We start from the raw sequence: 20,308 nt of genomic DNA, 5'->3' as shown, positions 1-20,308 counted from the left end.
CATGCCCGCCTCCGCCGCCCGCCGCTCACCCCGGCTCCTCCACCGTCTGCGCTCCGTCTCCCCGCGCCTCGTCGTCGTCTTCTCCGCGATCGCGCTCATCCCGCTGATCTACGCGGGCCTGCTGACCTCGGCGAACCTCGACCCGACCCACCACCTCGACACCGTCCCCGCGGCGATCGTGAACGAGGACGCCGGCGCGACCGCCGCCGACGGCTCGGCCCTCGCGCTCGGCGACGCGCTGACCGACGAGCTGACGACGAGCACCTCCGCCTCGAACTTCGACTGGACGCGGACCGACGCCGACGAGGCCGCGAGCGAGCTCGCCTCCGGCGCCGTCTACGCAGTGCTGACCGTTCCGGCCGGCTTCTCGGCCGACGTGGCCTCGGTCGGCGGGGACGACCCGTCGGCGGCGACCGCGGCCCGGCTGTCGATCGCGACGAACGACGGCGCCAACCTGATCGTCGGCAACATCGCCGCGACGATCGGCAGCACGGTCACGCAGACCCTCGAGAAGCAGGTCGGCGAGGAGTACCTGAAGAACGTCTACGTCGGCTTCACGGACGTGCACGACAGCCTCGAGCAGGCCGCCGACGGCGCGACGCAGCTCGCCGACGGCGCGGCCACCGCGTCGAGCGGCTCGGACGAGCTCGTCGTCGGCCTCGAGCAGCTGCAGGACGGCACCGCGCAGCTCGCCACCGGGGCGGACTCGCTCCGCGCCGGGGCCGGCTCCGCTGCGGACGGAGCGGCGACTCTCTCCTCCGGGCTGCAGCAGCTCGCCGACGGGACGGCCGCGCTGCCGTCGTCCGCCGCCGCGCTGAACGCCGGTGCGCAGTCGGTCGCCACGGGTGCGCAGTCGCTCGACGGTGGAGCCGCGGACCTGGCGACCGGAGCGGCGACCCTCGCCGACGGCACCGCTGCCCTGTCCTCCGGAGCGGCGACAGCCGCGACCGGCGCGCAGTCCCTCGCCGAGGGCGCCTCCTCCGTCTCCGACGGCGCGACGGCGGCACTCGCCGGTGCCGGGACGCTGCGCGACGGCTCGGCGGCGCTGGCCGCGAGCACTCCCGCCCTGGCCACCGGAGCGGCGACGGTCGACACCGGCCTCCGGTCGCTGATCGCCGGCTACGGCACCCTCACCGACACCGAGCGCCTCGCCCTTCTCACGCAGCTCGAGTCGGGAGCTGCCGGAGTCTCGGCCGGAGCGACCGCCGCGGACCAGGGCGCGCAGACCCTCGCCGCCGGGTCCTCGGCGCTCGTCGGCGACTCCTCGGGCGGGCTGACCGCACTCGCCGCGGGCGCCGCCTCCGTGTCCTCCGGAGCCGCCGACCTCACGACCGGCGTGCAGTCGCTCGCCTCCGGAGCCGCCTCCGCCGACTCCGGCGCGCAGTCGCTCAGCACCGGGGCGCAGTCCCTCGCGACCGGCGCCGCCTCCCTCGACTCCGGAGCGGCGCAGGTCGCCGCCGGCACCGGCACCCTCGCCGGCAGCGTCGGCCCGCTGACGACCGGCCTCGACTCCGCCGCGAGCGGGGCCGGGGCACTCGCCTCGGGCACCGCCTCGCTCGCCTCCGGTTCCGACGCCCTCGCCACCGGTGCCGACTCCGCCGCGCAGGGCAGCGCGGACGCCGCGACCGGCGCAAGCAGCCTCGCCTCGGGGGTCGACTCCCTCGCCTCCGGTTCCGAGACGCTGTCCGGGAAGCTGGCCGACGGGGCCGCCGACGTCCCGTCCTACACGGCGGACCAGGCGGAGGCGCTCAGCGCCATCGCCGCCGCCCCCGTCGCGCTCGACACCGAGCGCCTGAACCGCGTGCCCGAGTACGGTTCCGGACTCGCGCCCTACTTCATGGCCCTCGCGCTCTGGGTCGGCGCCCTCGCCTTCTACCTGATGAGCGCGCCGCTGAGCGAGCGCCTGCTCGCCGCCCGCCGGCCCGCCTGGGTGGTCGCGCTGCGCAGCTACCTCCCCGGCGCGCTGATGGCGGTGGCGCAGGGCGTGCTCGCCGCGCTGGTGATCCGCTTCGGCGTCGGCGTCGAGATGGCGCAGCTCCCGGCGCTGATGGGGATCGCGGTCCTCACCAGCCTGACCTTCGTCGCGATCAACCAGGCGCTGATCGCCCTGCTCGACGCGCCCGGCCGCTTCCTCGCGCTGCTGCTGATCGTGCTCCAGCTCTCCTCGGCGGGCGGCACCTATCCGATCGAGACGGCGCCCGCCTTCTTCCAGGCCGTGCACGGGGTGCTGCCGCTGACCTACACGGTCGAGGCGTTCCGCTCCCTGATCGCCGGCGGCAGCATCGGCGTCGCGAACGCCGTGCTGGTGCTCTCGCTCTGGCTGCTCGGCGCCCTCGCCGTCACCGTGCTGGCCGCCGCCCGCCGCCGCCGCGGCCTGACGCCGGCGCTGCGCGACCCGGAGCCCCTCCTCGAGACGGCGTGACCGGAGCGGCCCAGCATGCTGGTCGACGGCGTGACCGGAGGACGCCTGCGGCGGTGGCGCCCAGCATGCTGGTCGAGTAGCCGCGCAGCGGCGTATCGAGACCCGCCGTCATCAGCACGACGGGTCTGCAGACTCGTCTTCTGACGCTGGTGGATCTCGATACGCCCGCTGCGCGGGCTACTCGATCAGCATGAACCCCGCTGCGCGGGCTACTCGATCAGCATGGAGGCAGCGTGCCGGAGTCGGTCCCGCGCGCCGAACAGCCGCCGCCCCGCGCCCAGCCCGCGCTTCCTCCGCCCAGGGCGAACGCGTGGCGCGCGCTCAGAGAGCGGGAGGTAGCCTGACACTCACATTTCCTCGTCAGAAAGGTGCCGGGCCTGCGCCCGCAACATTCATGAACGTCAAGCGCATCTTCCGGGGTCCCATTCTCTACGTCGTCCTCGCGATCGTGGCGGTCTGGATCGGCTCCTCGCTGATCACGATGTCGGGCTTCCGGCAGATCAGCACGCAGGAGGGGCTCCAGCTCCTCTCCGACGGCAAGGTCGACTCCGCGAAGATCGTCGACGGCGAGCAGCGCGTCGACCTGACCCTCGCGCAGGACGACGGCGACAACGGCAAGCAGGTGCAGTTCTACTACGTGGCACCGCGCGGCGCCGAGGTCGTGGACGCGGTCACCACCGCTGCTCCGTCCGACGGCTACGACGACGAGGTCCCGCAGACCAACTGGTTCCTCTCCGCTCTCGGCTTCCTCCTCCCGATCCTCCTGATCGGCGCGTTCTTCTGGCTGATGCTCTCGGGCATGCAGGGCGGCGGCAACCGCGTCATGCAGTTCGGCAAGTCGAAGGCGAAGCTGGTCTCGAAGGAGTCGCCCAAGGTCACGTTCGGCGACGTCGCCGGCGCCGACGAGGCGATCGAGGAGTTGCACGAGATCAAGGAGTTCCTCAAGGAGCCGGCCAAGTTCCAGGCCGTCGGCGCACGGATCCCGAAGGGCGTCCTGCTCTACGGCCCTCCCGGCACCGGCAAGACCCTGCTGGCCCGCGCCGTCGCGGGTGAGGCGGGCGTCCCCTTCTACTCGATCTCCGGCTCCGACTTCGTCGAGATGTTCGTCGGCGTCGGTGCGAGCCGCGTCCGCGATCTGTTCCAGCAGGCCAAGGAGAACTCGCCGGCCATCATCTTCGTCGACGAGATCGACGCCGTCGGCCGCCACCGCGGCGCCGGCATGGGCGGCGGGCACGACGAGCGCGAGCAGACCCTCAACCAGCTCCTGGTCGAGATGGACGGCTTCGACGTCAAGACCAACGTCATCCTGATCGCGGCGACCAACCGCCCCGACATCCTCGACCCCGCGCTGCTGCGCCCGGGCCGCTTCGACCGCCAGATCGGCGTCGACGCCCCCGACATGCTCGGCCGCAAGAAGATCCTCGAGGTGCACGGCCGCGGCAAGCCGCTCGCCGGCGGTGTCGACCTCGAGGTCGTCGCCCGCAAGACGCCGGGCTTCACCGGCGCCGACCTCGCGAACGTCCTCAACGAGGCCGCGCTGCTCACGGCCCGCTCCAACGCGCAGCTGATCGACAACCGCGCGCTCGACGAGGCGATCGACCGCGTCATCGCCGGTCCGCAGCGCCGCACCCGCGTCATGCGGGACAAGGAGAAGCTGATCACGGCGTACCACGAGGGCGGCCACGCCCTGGCCGCCGCGGCGATGCGCCACACCGACCCCGTCACGAAGGTCACGATCCTCCCGCGCGGCCGAGCCCTCGGCTACACGATGGTCCTGCCGCTCGAGGACAAGTACTCGACCACCCGCAACGAGCTGCTCGACCAGCTCGCCTACGCGATGGGCGGCCGTGTCGCGGAGGAGATCGTCTTCCACGACCCGACCACCGGCGCCTCGAACGACATCGAGAAGGCGACCTCGATCGCCCGCAAGATGGTCACCGAGTTCGGCATGTCCTCGAACGTGGGCGCGGTGAAGCTCGGCTCCTCCTCGGGCGAGATGTTCCTCGGCCGCGACATGGGCCACCAGCGCGACTACTCCGAGCAGGTCGCCGAGCGCGTCGACCTCGAGACCCGGCAGCTGATCGAGCAGGCGCACGACGAGGCCTGGCAGGTCATCAACGCCAACCGCGACATCCTCGACCGCCTCGCCGCCGACCTCCTCGAGAAGGAGACCCTCGATCACGACCAGCTGGCCGAGATCTTCAAGGACGTCCGCAAGATCGACGAGCGCCCGCAGTGGCTCTCGAGCGACAAGCGCCCGCTCTCCGACCTCCCGCCGATCGCCATGCCGCCCGCCAAGGCGCCGATCGACGCCGGCGCCACCGACGGCGCGGTCGTCTCGGAGAGCTCCGAGCCCGCTGCCCCGCAGCGGCCGCCGCTGATCAACCCGCGCCCGACGACGGCGTAGCAGCACCGTGCCGGTCGACAGGGTGCGCATCGAGGCCGCCGTCGCCGAGCTCCTCGCGGCCATCGGGGAGGACCCGGGCCGCGAGGGGCTCTCGACGACCCCGCAGCGCTTCGCCGACTCCTACGAGGAGTTCTTCGGCGAGTTCGACCTCGACCCGGCCTCGCACCTCGCCGAGACCTTCGCGGTCGTCGAGGAGGGGGAGCAGCCGCCGGCGACCCAGACGGTCGTCGTCCGCGACCTGGCCTTCCGCTCCGTCTGCGAGCACCACCTGCTGCCCTTCGCCGGCGTCGCGCACATCGCCTACCGCGCGGGCGAGCGGGTCGTCGGCCTCGGCAAGCTCCCGCGGGTCGTCGAGACCGTCGCGTCCAGGCCGCAGCTGCAGGAGCGGCTCACCGAGCAGATCGCGGACGTCCTCGACGCCGGCCTCTCGCCCGAGGGCGTCCTGGTCGTCGTCGACGCCGAGCACGGCTGCGTCCGGCTGCGCGGCGCGCGCCAGAGGGCCAGCTCGACCGTCACCGTCGCCGCCCGCGGCACCCTCGCCGACCCCGCCGCGCGCGCCGAGATCATCGCGCTGATCGGCGCCGCCCGGGAGGCCTGACGTGGGCCTCGCCGTCACCGATCTCGCACCCGGCCACCGCGCCGCGCTCCTCGGGATCCTCAACGTCACCCCCGACTCCTTCAGCGACGGCGGTCGCTGGCTGTCCGTCGACGACGCGGTCGAGCACGGACTCGGGATGACCCGCCCCATCGGCGACGGCCCCGCGTCCTTCGGCGCCGACCTCGTCGACGTCGGCGGGGAGTCGACCCGGCCCGGCGCCGCGCGCGTCGACGCCGCTGCTGAGCAGGGGCGGGTGCTGCCCGTCGTCCGCGCGCTCGCGGCCGAGGGTGTCCGGGTCAGCATCGACACCATGAGCGCCGCGACGGCGGAGGCCGCCCTGGACGCGGGCGCGGTCGTCGTCAACGACGTCTCCGGCGGGCTCGCCGACCCGGCGATGCTGCCGCTCGTCGCGGAGCGAGGCGCGGTCTACATCGCCATGCACTGGCGCGGTCACAGCGCCGGGATGACGGAGCTCGCCTCCTACGCCGACGTGGTCGCCGAGGTGCGCTCCGAGCTGGAGCGCCGCGTGGACGCCGCTCGCGCGGCGGGCATCCGCGACGAGCACCTGATCCTCGACCCCGGACTCGGCTTCGCGAAGGACGGCGGCCACGACTGGGCGCTGCTCGCGCACCTCGATGCGATCGTCTCGCTGGGCCTGCCCGTGCTGGTCGGCCACTCCCGCAAGCGCTTCCTCGCGCCCTTCGCGCCGGCCGGCTCGACCGCGGCGGAGCGCGACGACGTGACGGCGCTGCTGAGCCTCGCCGCCGTCGACCGCGGCGCCTGGGGCGTCCGGGTGCACGACGTCCGCTCGAGCGCCCGCGCCCTCGCGCTCGGCGCCCGCCTCCAGGAGGAGCTCCCGTGACCGACCCCGCCCGCTCCGCCGCCACTCCGCCGACGCTCGACGCCGCCGCGCTCGCGCTGCGCGACTCGATCACCCTGACGGGCCTGCGGGTGCGCGCGCACCACGGCGTCTTCGACTTCGAGCGCGAGGACGGCCAGGACTTCGTCATCGACGCCACGGTCTGGCTCGACCTCGCTCCGGCGGCGAGCGGCGACGCGCTGGCCGAGACGGTGCACTACGGGGAGCTGGCGATCGCCCTCGCCGACGCCGTCACCCGCGACCCGGTCGACCTGATCGAGACCGTCGCGGAGCGCCTGGCCGCGGTCGCGCTGAGCTTCGCCGCCGCCGAGGTGGTGCGGATCACCGTGCACAAGCCCGACGCGCCCATCCCACTGCCGTTCGACGACGTCGCGGTGCAGATCACCCGGGTCCGCCCGTGAGGCCGCGGCAGCAGCGGCTGCTGCCCGAGCGCCGCGTCGTCCTCGCCCTCGGCAGCAACCTGGGCGACCGGCTCGCGCACCTCGAGGCCGCCGTGCGTGCGCTCGCGACGACGCCCGGGCTCCGCCTCGACGCGGTCTCGAAGGTGGTCGAGTCGCCGGCCTGGAAGCTCGACGGCGCCGACGAGGACGCGCCCGCCTACTTCAACGCGGTCGTGATCGGCTCGACGACCCTCGAGCCCGACGACCTGCTCGCCGCGACCGCCGCGATCGAGAGCGCCGGCGGGCGGATCCGCGGCGACGGCGAGGAGCGCTGGGGTGACCGCACGCTCGACATCGACCTGATCGCGGTCGGCGGGGTCGTCCGCGACGACGCGTACCTCACGCTCCCGCACCCCCGCGCCGGCGAGCGCGCCTTCGTGCTCGAGCCGTGGCTCGACGTGGAGCCGCACGCCGTCCTGGCGGGGCGCGGCCCGATCGCCGAGCTGCGCGCCCGCGCGACGGACCGGGTGACCGATCGGCCCGAGGCGATAGCGTGGCGGCGCCCGCGAACCTCCGAGACCGCCCCCGCCCCCGGCCGCACCGACCCCGAGAGCAGCACTCCGTGAAGCGCACCCGCATCAGCTCCCTGCTCGGCCTGGCCCTCGTCGGCGCCGTCGCCGGCTTCCTGATCGACCTGGCCATCGCCTCCGCGGGGCGCCCGGTGCTGATCCCGCCGCTCACCGTCCCGCTGACGCTCGTGGTGGTCGCGGCGCTCGTGATCGGCTTCGCGATCCCGATCCACCGCGCGACCAAGGGGACGCTCCGCCGCCCCCTCGATCCGTTCCGCGCGATGCGCGTCGTCGTGCTGGCCAAGGCGTCGAGTCTCGTCGGCGCCCTGCTCCTCGGGGCCTCCGGCGGGGTGCTCGTCTACCTGCTGAGCCGGCCGGTGGTGCCTTCGCTAGGCTCCGTGTGGCAGGACGTGGCCGCCATCGTCGGCGCGATCGTCCTGCTGGTGGCCGGTCTGGTCGCCGAGCACCTGTGCACCATCCCGCCGACCGACGACGACGACCCCGCTGTCGGCGAGGTGAACCACGCCTGACGCCGACGCCCGCTCGGACGCAGGCAGGGAGGACGTCATCATGGCCGACGACCAGGAGGCGACCCCCGCGGCCGTTCCGGAGCCACTGAGCCCGGAGCCGCTGAGCCCGGAGCCGCTGAGCCGGCGTGAGGCGCGGAGCCGCGAGGCGGCGCTCGAGCAGGAGCGCGAGTCGGTCCGGCCCGTGCGGGACGCGGTTCTGCCGGAGCCTGACGCGAGTCAGCCGGGGCGTGACGCGGTCCACCCGGAGGGCGTCGGGCTCGACTCCGCCGGTCCCGAGCGCGCGACCGGTGGCCGCCTCGACCTCGCCGGTCCGTGGCGGCGCGTCTCGCCGAAGTACGTGGCCGTCGAGGTCGTCTCGGCCGTCGTCTCCAGCGTGGTGCTCCTCGCCGTGCCGTCCTTCCTGCTGCTGATCGGCGTCGACTGGGCCTGGATCCTCGTCCTCGCGGCGGCGATCCTCGCCGTCACGCTCCTGATCGTGGCGCCTCGACGCGCTCGCGCGTACGGCTACCGGCTGCGCGAGGACGACCTGCTCTTCCGCCGCGGCATCATGTTCCAGCGCTTCGTCTCGGTGCCCTACGGCCGCATGCAGCTGATCGACGTCAACCGCGGGCCGCTCGCCCGCGCCCTCGGCCTGGCCGACCTGCGCTTCGTGACCGCCGCCGCGGCGACCGGTGTCAGCATCCCCGGGCTCGTCGACGGCGACGCGGAGGAGCTGCGCGATCGGCTCGTCGAACTGGCGGAGTCGCGCCGGGCCGGCCTGTGAACGAGGCTCCTGCGGCCGTCCGCGGCATCGAGACCGACCTCGCCGACGGCGAGTGGCACCGCCTGCACCCCGCGACGCCCGTGCTCAAGGGCGGGATCGGCCTGCTGGTGGTCCTCGGCATCCTGATCACGAACCTCCGCGAGCGCCTGCTCGAGCTCTTCCTCCCCGGCCCGGGCGATTACGAGAGCGGCGACCCGGTCGACGCCCTGATCGATCGCGGGCTGATCGGCTGGGCGCTGCTCGCCGTGGCGGCCGGTCTCGCGGTCGCCGTGTTCGCCTTCTGGCTGTCCTGGCGGATGCACACCTTCCGCATAACGGACGAGATCGTCGAGGTGCGCTCGGGAGTGCTGTTCCGCACCAACCGGCGAGCGCGGCTCGACCGCATCCAGGGCATCGCCGTGCAGCGCCCGCTGTTCGCCCGGCTCTTCGGCGCGGCCAAGCTCGAGGTCAGCGTCGCCGGGCAGGACGCGAACGTGCAGCTCTCCTACCTCGGCTCGCGGCTGGTCGACGCGCTGCGGCGCGACATCCTGCGGCTGGCGTCGGGGGTGCGCGAGCGGGAGGCGGTCGCGGGGGAGGCGCCGGCCGGCGGCTTCCTGGCGCGCCGGCTGGAGGAGTTCGCCGAGCCGGAGGAGCAGGCTCCGCCCGAGTCGGTCGTCTCTATCCCGCCCGGGCGGCTGCTCGGCTCCCTGGTGTTCAGCGGCTTCACCGTCTTCCTGGTGGTGGCGATCGTGGCCGTCGTGCTCACCTCGGTCTACGGCTCGCCCTACGTGCTGATCGCGATCCTGCCCGGCCTGATCGGCTCCGGCAGCTACTACATCCGCCAGTTCGTCCGCTCGCTGCGCTACTCGATCGCCGCGACGCCGGACGGCGTGCGCGTCGGCTACGGCGTGCTCTCGACCAGCAGCGACACCCTGCCGCCCGGCCGGATCCACGCGGTGGAGATCACCCAGCCGCTGCTCTGGCGGCCGTTCGGCTGGTGGCAGGTGAAGATCGACCGGGCCGGCCACGCGGCGTCCCGCGGTGCGAACGGCGAGCCGAACACCACGATCCTCCCGGTCGGCGACCTCGCCGCCGTCGAGCGCGTGCTCGCGCTGCTGCTGCCCGGCGACGACGAGGGCGCCGAGGCGACCCCGGTCGGCGACGCGCTCCGGCGCCGCGACGCCCCCGGCTTCACCAGCGCGCCGCGCTCGGCGATGCTGCTGCGGCCGTTCTCCTGGCGGCGCACCGGCTTCCGGCTGGCGGAGGACGTCGTGGTCCTGCGCAGCGGAGCCGTCTGGCGCCGCGTCACGGTCGTCCCGCTCGCCCGGATGCAGAGCGTCGGCGTGCAGCAGGGGCCGCTGCAGCGGATGCTCGGGCTGGCCTCGGCGCGCGTGCACACGGTCGCCGGCCCGGTCACGCCGCTGGTGCCGGTGATGAGCGTCGCCGACGGCGTCGCCTTCTTCGAGAGGGTGGGCCGCGCCGGGACCGCCGCGGCCGAGCGCGACGCCAGCCACCACTGGGGGCGGCGCGCCGCCGCCGCTCCGATGCCCCGCGACGCGTGGGCCGCACCCGAGGGGGACCCGTATGCCTGACGCCCGCCGCGACGGACGCCTCGGCGTCGGGATCATCGGCGCCGGACCCGTCGGCCCGGTGCTCGGTGCCGCGCTCGCCAACGCCGGGCACGCCGTGGTCGGCGTCGCCACGACGAGCGACACCGGCCGCGAGCGCGTCGACGCCCTGCTGCCCGGCGCTCCGGTGCTCGCGATCCCCGATCTCGTCGAGCGGAGCGAGCTGGTGATCATCGCCGTCCCCGGCGCCGAGATCGCGGCGCTGGTGGCCGGCCTCGCCGCGACCGGCGCCTGGCAGCCCGGGCAGCTCGTGCTGCACACCGCGGCGGAGCACGGCTTCGGCGTGCTGGCGCCCGCCCTGGCCTCGGGCGTCATCCCGCTCGCCGTGCACCCGGCGATGACGTTCACCGGGACCAGCCTCGACCTGGCGCGCCTGGCGGAGACGTACTTCGCCGTGACCGCGCCCGGCCCGGTGCTGCCGATCGCGCAGGCCCTCGTCGTCGAGATGGGCGGCGAGCCGGTCACCGTCGCGGAGGCGGACCGCCCCGCCTACGCCGAGGCCGTCTCGACCGCGACCACGTTCTCTACCGCCATCGTCGAGCAGGCCGCCGGCCTCCTCGCCGGCATCGGCGTCGACAAGCCCGGCTTCTTCCTCTCCAGCCTCGTCCGCTCCTCCGTCGACGACGCCCTCCGCCGCGCGGCCGGCTGACGCCGCCCTCCGTGCCGGCGGGCGGCTGACGCCGCCCCGCCGGCCGAGGAGCGCCGCAGGCGCGCCCCATCCGCGCGGCCGGCTGACGCCGCCCCGCCGGCCGAGGAGCGCCGCAGGCGCGCCCCATCCGCGCGGCCGGCTGACGCCGCCCCGCCGACGGAGGAGCGCCGGAGGCGCGCCCCATGCTGGTCGAGTAGCGCCGGAGGCGCGTATCGAGACCCGCCGTCATCAGCAGTGCGGGTCTGCAGGCCTCTGCTCTGACGGTGGTGGATCTCGATACGCCCGGTGCGCGGGCTACTCGATCAGCATGAAAGGCGCCCGCTGCGCGGGGTACTCGAGCAGCGCTGCAAGCGCCCCCCTCATGCTGGTCGAGTAGCGCCGGAGGCGCGTATCGAGACCCGGCGTCGCCAGGACATCGGTCCTGCAGACCTCTGCTCTGACGCTGGTGGATCTCGATACGCCCGCTGCGCGGGCTACTCGATCAGCAAGAAGGGTGCCCGCTGCGCGGGCTACTCGATCGGCATGGAGGGTGCCCGTGGCGCGGGCTCCTCGATCACCGGACTCCGCCTCGCCGGTAGGGTTCTCGGGTGATCAGCACCATCGAACGCATCGGCGAGCTCCGGGAGACCCTTCAGGAGGCGCGGCGCGCCGGGGCGCGGATCGCCCTCGTGCCGACGATGGGCGCGCTGCACGACGGGCACCTCGCGCTCGTCGACCGGGCGCGGGAGATCGCGGACGTCGTCGTCGTCTCGATCTTCGTGAATCCGCTGCAGTTCGGCCCGGACGAGGACCTCGACCGCTACCCGCGCGACCTGGCGGCCGACGTCGCCCTGCTCGAGGAGCGCGGCGTCGCCCACGTCTTCGCGCCGAGCGTCGCCGAGATGTACCCGGACGGCCCCTCCTCCACCCGCGTCGTCGCCGGGAAGGTCGGCTCGCTGTACGAGGGCCGCTCGCGCCCCGGCCACTTCGACGGCATGCTGACCGTCGTCTCGAAGCTCCTGCACATCGTCCAGCCGGACGTCGCGATGTTCGGGCAGAAGGACGCGCAGCAGCTCTTCCTCGTCCGCCGGATGGTGCGCGACCTCGATCTGCCCGTCGCGATCGAGGGCGTGGACACCGTCCGTGAGGAGGACGGCCTCGCGCTCTCCAGCCGCAACCGCTACCTCGACGCCCGCGAGCGCCGGGCCGCCCGGACGATCCCGCTGCTGCTCGAGGCCGCCGCCTCCGCCGCCGACCGCGGCATCGACGCCGTGATCGCGGCCGCGCAGTCCGCCTCGATGGGCGAGCCGCTGGTTAAGCTGGACTACCTCGTCGTCGCGAACCCGGCGACGCTCCTGCCGGTCGACGACGACCACCGCGGCCCGGCCCTCGTGCTCGTCGCCGCGGTCGTCGGCTCCACCCGGCTCCTCGACAACGGCCCGATCCTGCTCGCCTGATCGCGCCCGCCGCCTCCAACCGAAAGCACCCGCGTTCTGACATGGTCGACACTCCCGGCGCCCCCGTGCCCCCGTCCGAGCCCACGCCCGAGGAGGCCTCCGAGCAGAAGGCCGTGCGCCTGGCCAAGCGCGAGCGCCTGATCGAGCTGGCCGGCGACGACCTCGGCGGCGGTGCCTACCCGGTGTCCGTCGCGGTCACCGACACCATCGCCGCGGTGCGCGCGCGCCACGAGGGCATCGAGCCCGACGTCAAGACCGGCGAGCGGGTCGGCCTCGCCGGCCGTGTCGTCTTCCAGCGCAACACCGGCAAGCTCTGCTTCGCGACGCTGCAGGCCGGCGACGGCTCGCGGATCCAGGCGATGGTCTCGCTCGGCGACGTCGGCGAGGAGTCGCTGGCGAGCTGGAAGGAGCTCGTCGACCTCGGCGACCACCTCTTCGTCGCCGGCGAGGTGCTCTCCAGCAAGCGCGGCGAGCTCTCCGTCTGGGTGTCGGAGTGGAGCATCGCGGCCAAGGCGATCCTCCCCCTGCCGAACCTGCACAACGAGCTCGGCGACGAGACCAGGATGCGCCAGCGCTACCTCGACCTGATCGTGCGGCCGCAGGCCCGCGAGACCGTGATCGCCCGCTCGACCGTGAACGCGTCCCTCCGGAAGACCTTCGTCGACCACGGCTTCCTCGAGGTCGAGACCCCGATGCTGCAGGTGATGCACGGCGGCGCCTCGGCCCGCCCCTTCGCCACGCACTCGAACGCCTTCGACACCGAGCTCTACCTCCGCATCGCGCCGGAGCTCTACCTCAAGCGCGCCGTCGTCGGCGGCATCGAGCGCGTCTTCGAGATCAACCGCAACTTCCGCAACGAGGGTGCCGATTCGACGCACTCGCCCGAGTTCGCGATGCTCGAGGCCTACCAGGCCTACGGCGACTACTCGAGCATCGCCGACCTCACCCAGGAGCTGATTCAGAACGCGGCGCTCGCCGTGGCCGGCTCGCACGTGGTCACCTGGGCCGACGGCACCGAGTACGACCTCGGCGGCGAGTGGGACCGCCTCTCGATGTACGAGAGCCTCTCGCAGGCCGCCGGCATCGCGATCACCCCGCAGACCCCGCTGGTCGAGCTCGAGACGCTCGCCGCGCGCGAGGGCGTCGAGGTGCACGTGCCCACCCACGGCAAGTACGTCGAGGAGCTCTGGGAGCACTTCGTCAAGGGCGACCTCGTCCGGCCCACCTTCGTGATGGACTTCCCGGTCGACACCTCGCCGCTGGTGCGCGCGCACCGCAGCGTCCCGGGCGTCGTGGAGAAGTGGGACCTCTACGTCCGCGGCTTCGAGCTGGCCACCGGCTACTCCGAGCTGATCGACCCGGTCGTCCAGCGCGAGCGCTTCGTCGAGCAGGCGCTCCAGGCCGCGGCCGGCGACGACGAGGCGATGCGCCTCGACGAGGACTTCCTCCGCGCGCTCGAGCACGGCATGCCCCCGACCGGCGGCATGGGCATGGGCATCGACCGGCTGCTGATGGCCGTCACCGGTCTCGGGATCCGCGAGACCATCCTCTTCCCGCTGGTCAAGTAGGTTCGAGGCGTGGTCAGGGCATCCAGCATCGTCGCGACGGTCGTCGCCGGCGTCCTCACCCTCGCGCAGTTCGGCGTGGGCGCGGCGGTCGCCGGCTCGGTGCTCGTCGACTCCGCCGATGTCGGCCGTGCGCTGGCGGATCAGCGGGCGGCGGAGTCGTTCACCCCCGACGGCACGATCACCGGTTTCGCGGACCGCACCGCGATGTCCACTCGCGGCCGCGCCCTCTACTACGCCTCGAACCCCTCGGTCGAGCCGACGGCCGGCTTCAACGCGCTCTGCGGCTACGGCGCCTCGGACGAGATCGTGCTCGGCTGCTACACCGGCAGCGACATCTACATCTCGGACGTCGAGAACCCCGACCTCGACGGGATCCGCGACGTGACCGCCGCGCACGAGATGCTGCACGCCGCGTGGGTCCGGATGGACGCCGCCGAGCAGGCCGAGGTCGGTGCGCAGCTCGAGGCGGCCTACGCCGCCCTGCCGCAGGACGGCCCGATCGCCGAGCGCCTGGAGCTCTACCGCACCGGTGGCCTCGGCGAGCGCGTCAACGAGCTGCACTCGATCCTCGGCACCGAGGTCGCCGACCTGCCGCCCGCGCTCGAGGCGCACTACGCCGAGTACTTCGCCGACCGATCGGTCGTGGTCGGCCTGAACGCCCAGTACGAGGCGGTCTTCACCGACCTCGAGGACCGCATCACCGAGCTGGTCGCCCGCATCGACGCGATGTACGCGGACCTCACCGCGCGCATCGACGCCAACAACGCCGAGTACGACGCGCTGAACGCCGAGATCGACTCCTTCAACGCCCGGGCGGACAGCGGCGACTTCGCCTCGGACGCCGCCTTCGACGCCGAGCGCGCCGACCTGCTCGCGCGGGGCGAGGCGATCGACGCCACCCGGGCCGCGATCGACACCGACGTCGCGATCTACGACGGCCTGCGCGCCGAGCTCGAGGGGCTGAACGCCGACGCGTCGGCCCTCAACCAGTCGATCGAGAGCAGCTGAGCCGCACCGGGCCGCCGGGGGTCCGGTCCGTCCGGCCCGTTCGCTGAGCGGCCGCTCCGGGCCCGCTCCCGGCCGGGCCGGGTAGGATCGCCCCCATGGACTGGGAGCTGTGGAATCAAGGACTGTGGGCACTCGTGCCGACCGTCACCATCGGACTCCTCTTCTGGTTCATCATGCGCGCGCTGATCCGCTCGGACCGCAACGAGCGCCGCGCCTACGACCGCATCGAGGCGCAGGAGCGGGCCCGCCGCGGTCTGCCCCCGCGCGACGCGGCGTAGAGCCCGCGTGAACACTCCCGACTGGTCGCTGGTCCTCGCGGTCGGCGCGATCGTCGTGGAGCTCGTCGTCCGCGTGATCGCGGTCATCGTCGTCCCGCGCAACCGCCGCCCGACGACCGGCCTCGCCTGGCTGATGGCGATCTTCCTGATCCCCTACGTCGGCATCCTGCTCTTCCTCTTCATCGGCAGCTACCGGCTGCCGCGCAAGCGCCGGCGCAAGCAGGAGGAGATCAACCGCTTCATCCTCGAGTCGACCGAGGGCATCGACCGGGTCGCCCGCGACCACCCCTGGCCGCTCTGGCTCGAGTCCGTCGTCACCCTCAACCGCAACCTCGGCGCGATGCCCCTCGTCGGCGGCAACGACGCCCGCCTGCAGGGCGGCTACGAGCAGACCATCCGCGCGATGGCCGACGAGATCGACCGCGCCCGCCGCTACGTGCACTGCGAGTTCTACATCCTCGCCGCCGACGCGACGACGGCCCCGTTCTTCGACGCGCTCGACCGCGCCGTCGCCCGCGGCGTGACGGTGCGGATCCTGCTGGACCACATCGCGTCGATCCGCGTCCCCGGCTACTACACCGGGACGCACCGCCGCCTGAGGGCGCTGGAGCGGGCCGGTGCGCGCTGGTCCTACATGCTCCCCGTCCGCCCGTGGCTCGGCCAGTACCAGCGCCCGGACCTCCGCAACCACCGCAAGCTGCTGATCGTGGACGGCAACGCGGCGTTCATGGGCTCGCAGAACGTCGTCGACTCGAGCTACAACAAGCGCGGCAACATCCGCCGCGGCCTGCACTGGCACGACCTGATGGTGCGCCTCGAGGGCCCGGTGGTGCAGGGCATCAACGCGATCTTCATCACCGACTGGTACAGCGAGACGGACGAGCTGCTCCTGCGCGAGTCCGAGCCGATGGAGGCGCTGCAGCAGCGCGACACCATCGACTGCCAGGTGGTGCCGAGCGGTCCGGGCTTCGACGGCGAGAACAACCTCCGGCTCTTCCTCGCGCTGCTCTACTCGGCGCAGAAGTCGATCATCATCACGAGCCCCTACTTCGTCCCCGACGAGGCGATGCTCTACGCGATCACGACCGCGACCCGCCGCGGCGTGCACGTCGAGCTCTTCGTCTCCGAGATCGGCGACCAGGCCGTCGTCTACCACGCGCAGCGCTCCTACTACGAGACGCTGCTCACCGCCGGCGTGCGGATCTGGATGTACCGCAAGCCCACGATCCTGCACGCGAAGCACTTCACCATCGACGACGACGTCGCCGTGATCGGCTCGAGCAACATGGACATGCGCTCCTTCACGCTCAACCTCGAGGTGTCGCTGATGGTGCGCGGCTCCGACTTCGTCGAGGACCTGCGCGAGGTGCAGCAGGACTACCGGGAGCACTCCCGCGAGCTGACACTGCGCGAGTGGCGCCAGCAGCCGCTGCGCTCGACGATCCTCGACAATCTGGCGCGGCTCACCTCGGCCCTCCAATAGGGGAGGCTCGAGCTTCGCTCAGGAATGGCGAGACTCTCTCACTTCTTGTTACGCTCCGAAGGCGAACGTTCCTCGACGTCCGCTCCTCTTCGATCGGAGTCGCCCTCGTGATCCCTCGTCCCTCCCATCTGAATCCGCTCTGCGTCCCGCTGAGTGCCGGAGCCCGCGCCGTGCGGCTCCGGGGCTCAGCGGGCGCCGTGGCACTGCGCCGCACGGTGGACGTCTCCGTGCCGACGTCGTCCGGCTTCCGGATGGACCTCGCCATCGCCGCGACCGAGCGCGTCCGCGTGGTCCACGTCGTCTCGACGCCGTTCGCCGTCCGCTGGCCCGGAGCGAGCGCCGTCGACGGCTCCTCGGTCTTCCTCCTGCCGATGGACGGCGTCCTCGCCGTCGACACGTCGTCCGGCCTGCTCGAGGTCGAGGAGGGCGGGCTCGCCCTCTCCTCGGAGGATCCGGTCGTCGTCCGCACGTCCCGTCCGGCCCGCTTCCTCGTGCTCTGCGCCGACAACGGCGTCTCCGAGCGCCGCCGCGCCGATCCGGTGCGGCTCGTCCCCGCCACCTCGACGACGAACACCGCGCGGACGATGCTGCGGGCGTTCCTCGCCGAGCTCGACCCCGAGAACCCGGTGCAGGCCGAGTACCTCGAGGGCACCGTCCTGCGCCTCGCCCGGCTGCTCGGCTCGGAGCGGGAGGAGGGCTCGCGCGAGCGCCTCGGTCTGCACGAGATGGTCGAGGCCGCCCTGCAGGTCATCCAGGCCGACTACAGCGACCCGACGCTCGACCCGAGCACGGTGGCGCGGCGCTGCCGGGTCAGCCTGCGCACGCTGCAGCGCGCGGTGGCCGACGAGCGCGGCTCGACCCTGCGCAGGCTCATCTCCGACGTCCGCACCGAGAACGCCCTGCGGCTGGTCGGCACGCCGGAGTCGAGCATCCTCCCGCTCAGCGACATCGCGCGGCGCTCCGGCTTCTCGTCGCCCGAGCGGCTGCGGCGCGCGATCGCGACCGAGACGGGACTGTCCCCGAGCGAGTACCGCCGCCGTCTGAACGGGGAGGACCTCGCCGCGGGCTGAGCCGGCCCTCGTGCGCTGTGCCGCCCGTCCTCGCCCGCCCTCGTCGCTTGCGGGTGACGGCGACTCGCGCAAGGCCCTGTGCTGCCCGAGGCGCCCGGCGTAGCGTCGGAGCGTCCTCAGCACGGTGGGCCGTCGGTCCTTCCGGGGCCGGCACTTCAGAAGGGAACGTCATGGCGGCGAGCAGAACGACGCGCATCCTCATCCTCGGCGGCGGCTACGTCGGCCTCTACACGGCCTGGGGCCTCGAGAAGCTCCGCGGAGCGACGCCGATCGACGTCACCGTCGTCGAGCCGAACCCCTACATGACCTACCAGCCGCTCCTCCCCGAGGTGGCCGGCGGGCACGTCCAGCCGCGCCACGTCACGGTCCCGCTGGTGCAGGCGCTGAAGCGCACCCGCATCGTCCGCGGCGCGATCACCGGAGTCAGCCTGGCCGAGCGCTCGGCCACCGTCGCGGCGATGGACGGCACCAGCCGCACGCTGCCCTTCGACCACGTCGTCTTCGCGCTCGGCGCGGTGACCCGCACCTTCCCGACGCCCGGTCTCGCCGAGCACGCCATCGGCTTCAAGACGGTCGAGGAGGCGGCGCACCTGCGCGACCGCGTCATCGAGAACATCGCGAAGGCCGCGCTGACCACCGATCCGACCGAGCGCCGGCGCCTGCTCACCTTCGTCTTCGTCGGCGGCGGCTACACCGGGGTCGAGGCGCTCAGCGAGCTGCTCGACCTCAGCCGCCGCACCCTCGCCGCGCAGCCGTCGCTCTCGATGGGCGACGTCACCTGGCACCTCGTCGAGGCGCTCGACCGCGTCGCGCCCGAGGTCGGCCCGGAGCTCTCGGTCTGGACGCTCGACCACCTCCGCGAGCGCGGCGTGCACGTGCACCTGAAGACGACGATGCCCTCCTGCGAGGACGGCGTGGTCGAGCTCTCCAGCGGCGAGCGGATCCCCGCTGCGACGATCGTCTGGACCGCGGGCGTGAAGCCCAACCCGATCCTCGACGCGACCGATGCGCCGCGCGGGCCGAAGGGCCACGTGATGGCCGACGCGCGCCTCCGGGTGATCACCGAGGACGGCGAGCCCGTCGGCTCGGCCTGGGCGGCCGGCGACGGCGCGCAGGTTCCCGACCTCACCGCCGCGAAGCAGCCCGCGTACTACCCGCCGAACGCCCAGAACGCCGTCCGCCAGGCCAAGCTGCTGGCGCGCAACATCATCGCCGACATCACCGGCGGCCCGGTCGAGGAGTACCGGCACGTGTCCGTCGGCACGGTCGCCGAGTACGGGATCGGCAAGGGCGCGGGGGTCATCAAGGGCGTGAAGCTCCGCGGAGTGCCCGCCTGGCTCGCGCACCGGGCGTACCACGGGGCGGCCGTGCCGACCCTCGACCGCAAGTGGCGCATCATCGCCGGCTGGGTCGTCGACGCGGTCTCGCGCCGCGACCTGTCGCCGATGAGCGCACTGCAGGATCCGCGCCGCGCGTTCCGCGAGACCGCCGAGGCGACCGACCGCGAGGCGGCGGAGAAGCGCGCGGCGAAGGAGAAGGAGAAGGCGGCCGGAGCCTCCTGAGCCGGTCCTCCTGAGCCGGACCGGCGCCGGCGCGCTCAGGCGCGTCGGCGCGGCTTCAGCCGGACGGTCGGCAGGGTCGGCGCCGGCAGTGCCCGGCCGGGGTAACCCGTGACCCTGCCGAACGGCCCGTCCGCGTCACCGCCCGCGATGACGTCGCTCTGCCAGCGCTCGCGCGCGGCGGCGACGTCGTCGTGGCTGCGGCCGACGAAGTTCCACCACATCACCAGCTGGTCCGGGAACGGCTCGCCGCCGATCAGCACGACCCGGGCGCCCGCGTCCCCGGCCGTCAGCACCAGCACGTCGCGACCCCGCGCGAGGTAGGCGAGGTCGGAGCGGGGGACGTCGACGCCGTCCACCTCGAGCGGGCCGGCGTCGACCAGCACTCCGTGCTCCCACGCGGTCTCGAGCGGGATCTCGACGCGGGCGCCCGGCTCGAGGTCGAGCTGCGCGGCGACGAGCGGGGTGAACACGCTCGCGGGCACGGAGGCGCCGAGCAGCTCGCCGACGAAGACCTGCGCCGTCGCACCGGGCAGCTCCACCCGCACGCCGCGGTGGTGCTCGAAGAACGGCTCGCCCAGGCGCGCCTCCTCGGGCAGCGCCACCCAGAGCTGCACGCCGTGCAGAACGGGCTCGGCGCCGGTGGAGACCTCGGAGTGCGAGATGCCGCGCCCGGCGGTCATCAGATTGAGCTCGCCCGGGCGCACCAGCTGGTGGCTCCCGACGCTGTCGCGGTGGTCGATCTCGCCCTCGAAGAGCCAGCTGACCGTCTGCAGTCCGGTGTGCGGGTGCGGCGGGACGTCCATCCCCGTCTCCTCGCCGAGGTGCACCGGACCGTAGTGGTCCGCGAAGCACCAGGCGCCGATCGTGGAGCGCGAGCGCTGGGGGAGGGTGCGCCGCACCTCGATGGCGCGGGCTCCGCCGAGCGGCACGAGTCGCGCCTCGAGGATCTCGACGGGAGACGCGGCGACCGGCTCGGACGCGACCGCGTGCTCGTCCGGATGCTCCTCCAGATTGCTCATAGCGGAAGTCTATGTCTGTGCATAGAAATCGGTCCTCACGCCCAGGGCGAACAGGGGGTCCGACCGGGGGGAGCGCTGG

General features: G+C 73.4%; 18 protein-coding genes. 17 read left to right on the top strand and 1 reads right to left on the bottom strand.

Features of this window, described 5'->3' with window-relative positions:
• Position 1: 1 nt before the first annotated feature.
• From EDF43_RS18580 to EDF43_RS18500, 17 genes are all read left to right on the top strand, one after another.
• Positions 2-2,422, top strand: a complete 2,421-nt coding sequence (locus tag EDF43_RS18580; RefSeq protein WP_132438029.1) for a YhgE/Pip domain-containing protein — start codon at positions 2-4, stop codon at positions 2,420-2,422.
• A gap of 394 nt (positions 2,423-2,816) precedes the next feature.
• Positions 2,817-4,829, top strand: coding sequence for an ATP-dependent zinc metalloprotease FtsH (gene ftsH, locus EDF43_RS18575; RefSeq protein ID WP_123705529.1), 2,013 nt, complete (start codon positions 2,817-2,819; stop codon positions 4,827-4,829).
• 7 nt (positions 4,830-4,836) lie between these two features.
• Positions 4,837-5,427 (top strand): GTP cyclohydrolase I, encoded by a 591-nt coding sequence (folE, locus tag EDF43_RS18570; protein ID WP_132438028.1) that lies wholly within the window; start codon positions 4,837-4,839, stop codon positions 5,425-5,427.
• A 1-nt stretch (position 5,428) separates the two neighbouring features.
• On the top strand, positions 5,429-6,289 hold the full coding sequence (folP, locus tag EDF43_RS18565) for a dihydropteroate synthase (RefSeq protein WP_132438027.1): 861 nt from the start codon (positions 5,429-5,431) through the stop codon (positions 6,287-6,289).
• Positions 6,286-6,708 (top strand): dihydroneopterin aldolase, encoded by a 423-nt coding sequence (gene folB / locus EDF43_RS18560; protein WP_165909184.1) that lies wholly within the window; start codon positions 6,286-6,288, stop codon positions 6,706-6,708. Before folP ends, folB begins: the two co-directional genes overlap by 4 nt.
• On the top strand, positions 6,705-7,313 hold the full coding sequence (gene folK, locus EDF43_RS18555; RefSeq protein WP_132438026.1) for a 2-amino-4-hydroxy-6-hydroxymethyldihydropteridine diphosphokinase: 609 nt from the start codon (positions 6,705-6,707) through the stop codon (positions 7,311-7,313). Before folB ends, folK begins: the two co-directional genes overlap by 4 nt.
• The gene (locus EDF43_RS18550; protein WP_132438025.1) at positions 7,310-7,786 is read left to right on the top strand and encodes a DUF3180 domain-containing protein; all 477 of its coding nucleotides are present in this window, start codon (positions 7,310-7,312) and stop codon (positions 7,784-7,786) included. The genes folK and EDF43_RS18550 overlap by 4 nt, the downstream gene beginning before the upstream one ends.
• Before the next feature lie 40 nt (positions 7,787-7,826).
• Complete coding sequence (locus EDF43_RS18545) at positions 7,827-8,549, top strand: PH domain-containing protein (protein WP_132438024.1); 723 nt, start codon at positions 7,827-7,829, stop codon at positions 8,547-8,549.
• Positions 8,546-10,120, top strand: coding sequence for a PH domain-containing protein (locus EDF43_RS18540; protein WP_132438023.1), 1,575 nt, complete (start codon positions 8,546-8,548; stop codon positions 10,118-10,120). The genes EDF43_RS18545 and EDF43_RS18540 overlap by 4 nt, the downstream gene beginning before the upstream one ends.
• On the top strand, positions 10,113-10,805 hold the full coding sequence (locus tag EDF43_RS18535; protein WP_132438022.1) for a DUF2520 domain-containing protein: 693 nt from the start codon (positions 10,113-10,115) through the stop codon (positions 10,803-10,805). The genes EDF43_RS18540 and EDF43_RS18535 overlap by 8 nt, the downstream gene beginning before the upstream one ends.
• A 587-nt stretch (positions 10,806-11,392) precedes the next feature.
• Entirely contained in the window at positions 11,393-12,241 is an 849-nt protein-coding gene (gene panC / locus EDF43_RS18530) for a pantoate--beta-alanine ligase (protein WP_132438021.1), read from the top strand.
• Between the two features lie 41 nt (positions 12,242-12,282).
• Positions 12,283-13,809 (top strand): lysine--tRNA ligase, encoded by a 1,527-nt coding sequence (lysS, locus tag EDF43_RS18525; RefSeq protein WP_123736616.1) that lies wholly within the window; start codon positions 12,283-12,285, stop codon positions 13,807-13,809.
• Positions 13,810-13,818: 9 nt separating this feature from the next.
• Positions 13,819-14,817: a hypothetical protein gene (locus EDF43_RS18520; RefSeq protein WP_132438020.1), complete on the top strand. Its 999-nt coding sequence runs from the start codon at positions 13,819-13,821 to the stop codon at positions 14,815-14,817.
• A 95-nt stretch (positions 14,818-14,912) separates the two neighbouring features.
• Positions 14,913-15,095: a hypothetical protein gene (locus EDF43_RS18515; protein WP_123446793.1), complete on the top strand. Its 183-nt coding sequence runs from the start codon at positions 14,913-14,915 to the stop codon at positions 15,093-15,095.
• A 7-nt stretch (positions 15,096-15,102) separates the two neighbouring features.
• On the top strand, positions 15,103-16,578 hold the full coding sequence (cls, locus tag EDF43_RS18510) for a cardiolipin synthase (protein ID WP_123736618.1): 1,476 nt from the start codon (positions 15,103-15,105) through the stop codon (positions 16,576-16,578).
• Between the two features lie 197 nt (positions 16,579-16,775).
• Positions 16,776-17,648, top strand: a complete 873-nt coding sequence (locus EDF43_RS18505; RefSeq protein ID WP_123736619.1) for an AraC family transcriptional regulator — start codon at positions 16,776-16,778, stop codon at positions 17,646-17,648.
• 170 nt (positions 17,649-17,818) lie between these two features.
• Complete coding sequence (locus tag EDF43_RS18500; RefSeq protein ID WP_132438019.1) at positions 17,819-19,210, top strand: FAD-dependent oxidoreductase; 1,392 nt, start codon at positions 17,819-17,821, stop codon at positions 19,208-19,210.
• Between the two features lie 35 nt (positions 19,211-19,245).
• Here EDF43_RS18500 and EDF43_RS18495 read toward each other — a convergent pair whose 3' ends face one another.
• A complete protein-coding gene (locus EDF43_RS18495) occupies positions 19,246-20,229 on the bottom strand; it encodes a pirin family protein (protein ID WP_132438018.1) in 984 nt (327 codons plus the stop codon).
• Positions 20,230-20,308: the final 79 nt, after the last annotated feature.

It is taken from the genome of Rathayibacter sp. PhB179 (genome assembly GCF_004345345.1).
In the GTDB taxonomy this organism is placed as follows: Bacteria; Actinomycetota; Actinomycetes; order Actinomycetales; family Microbacteriaceae; genus Rathayibacter; species Rathayibacter festucae.
This window is presented reverse-complemented; position numbering and strand designations above follow the sequence as displayed.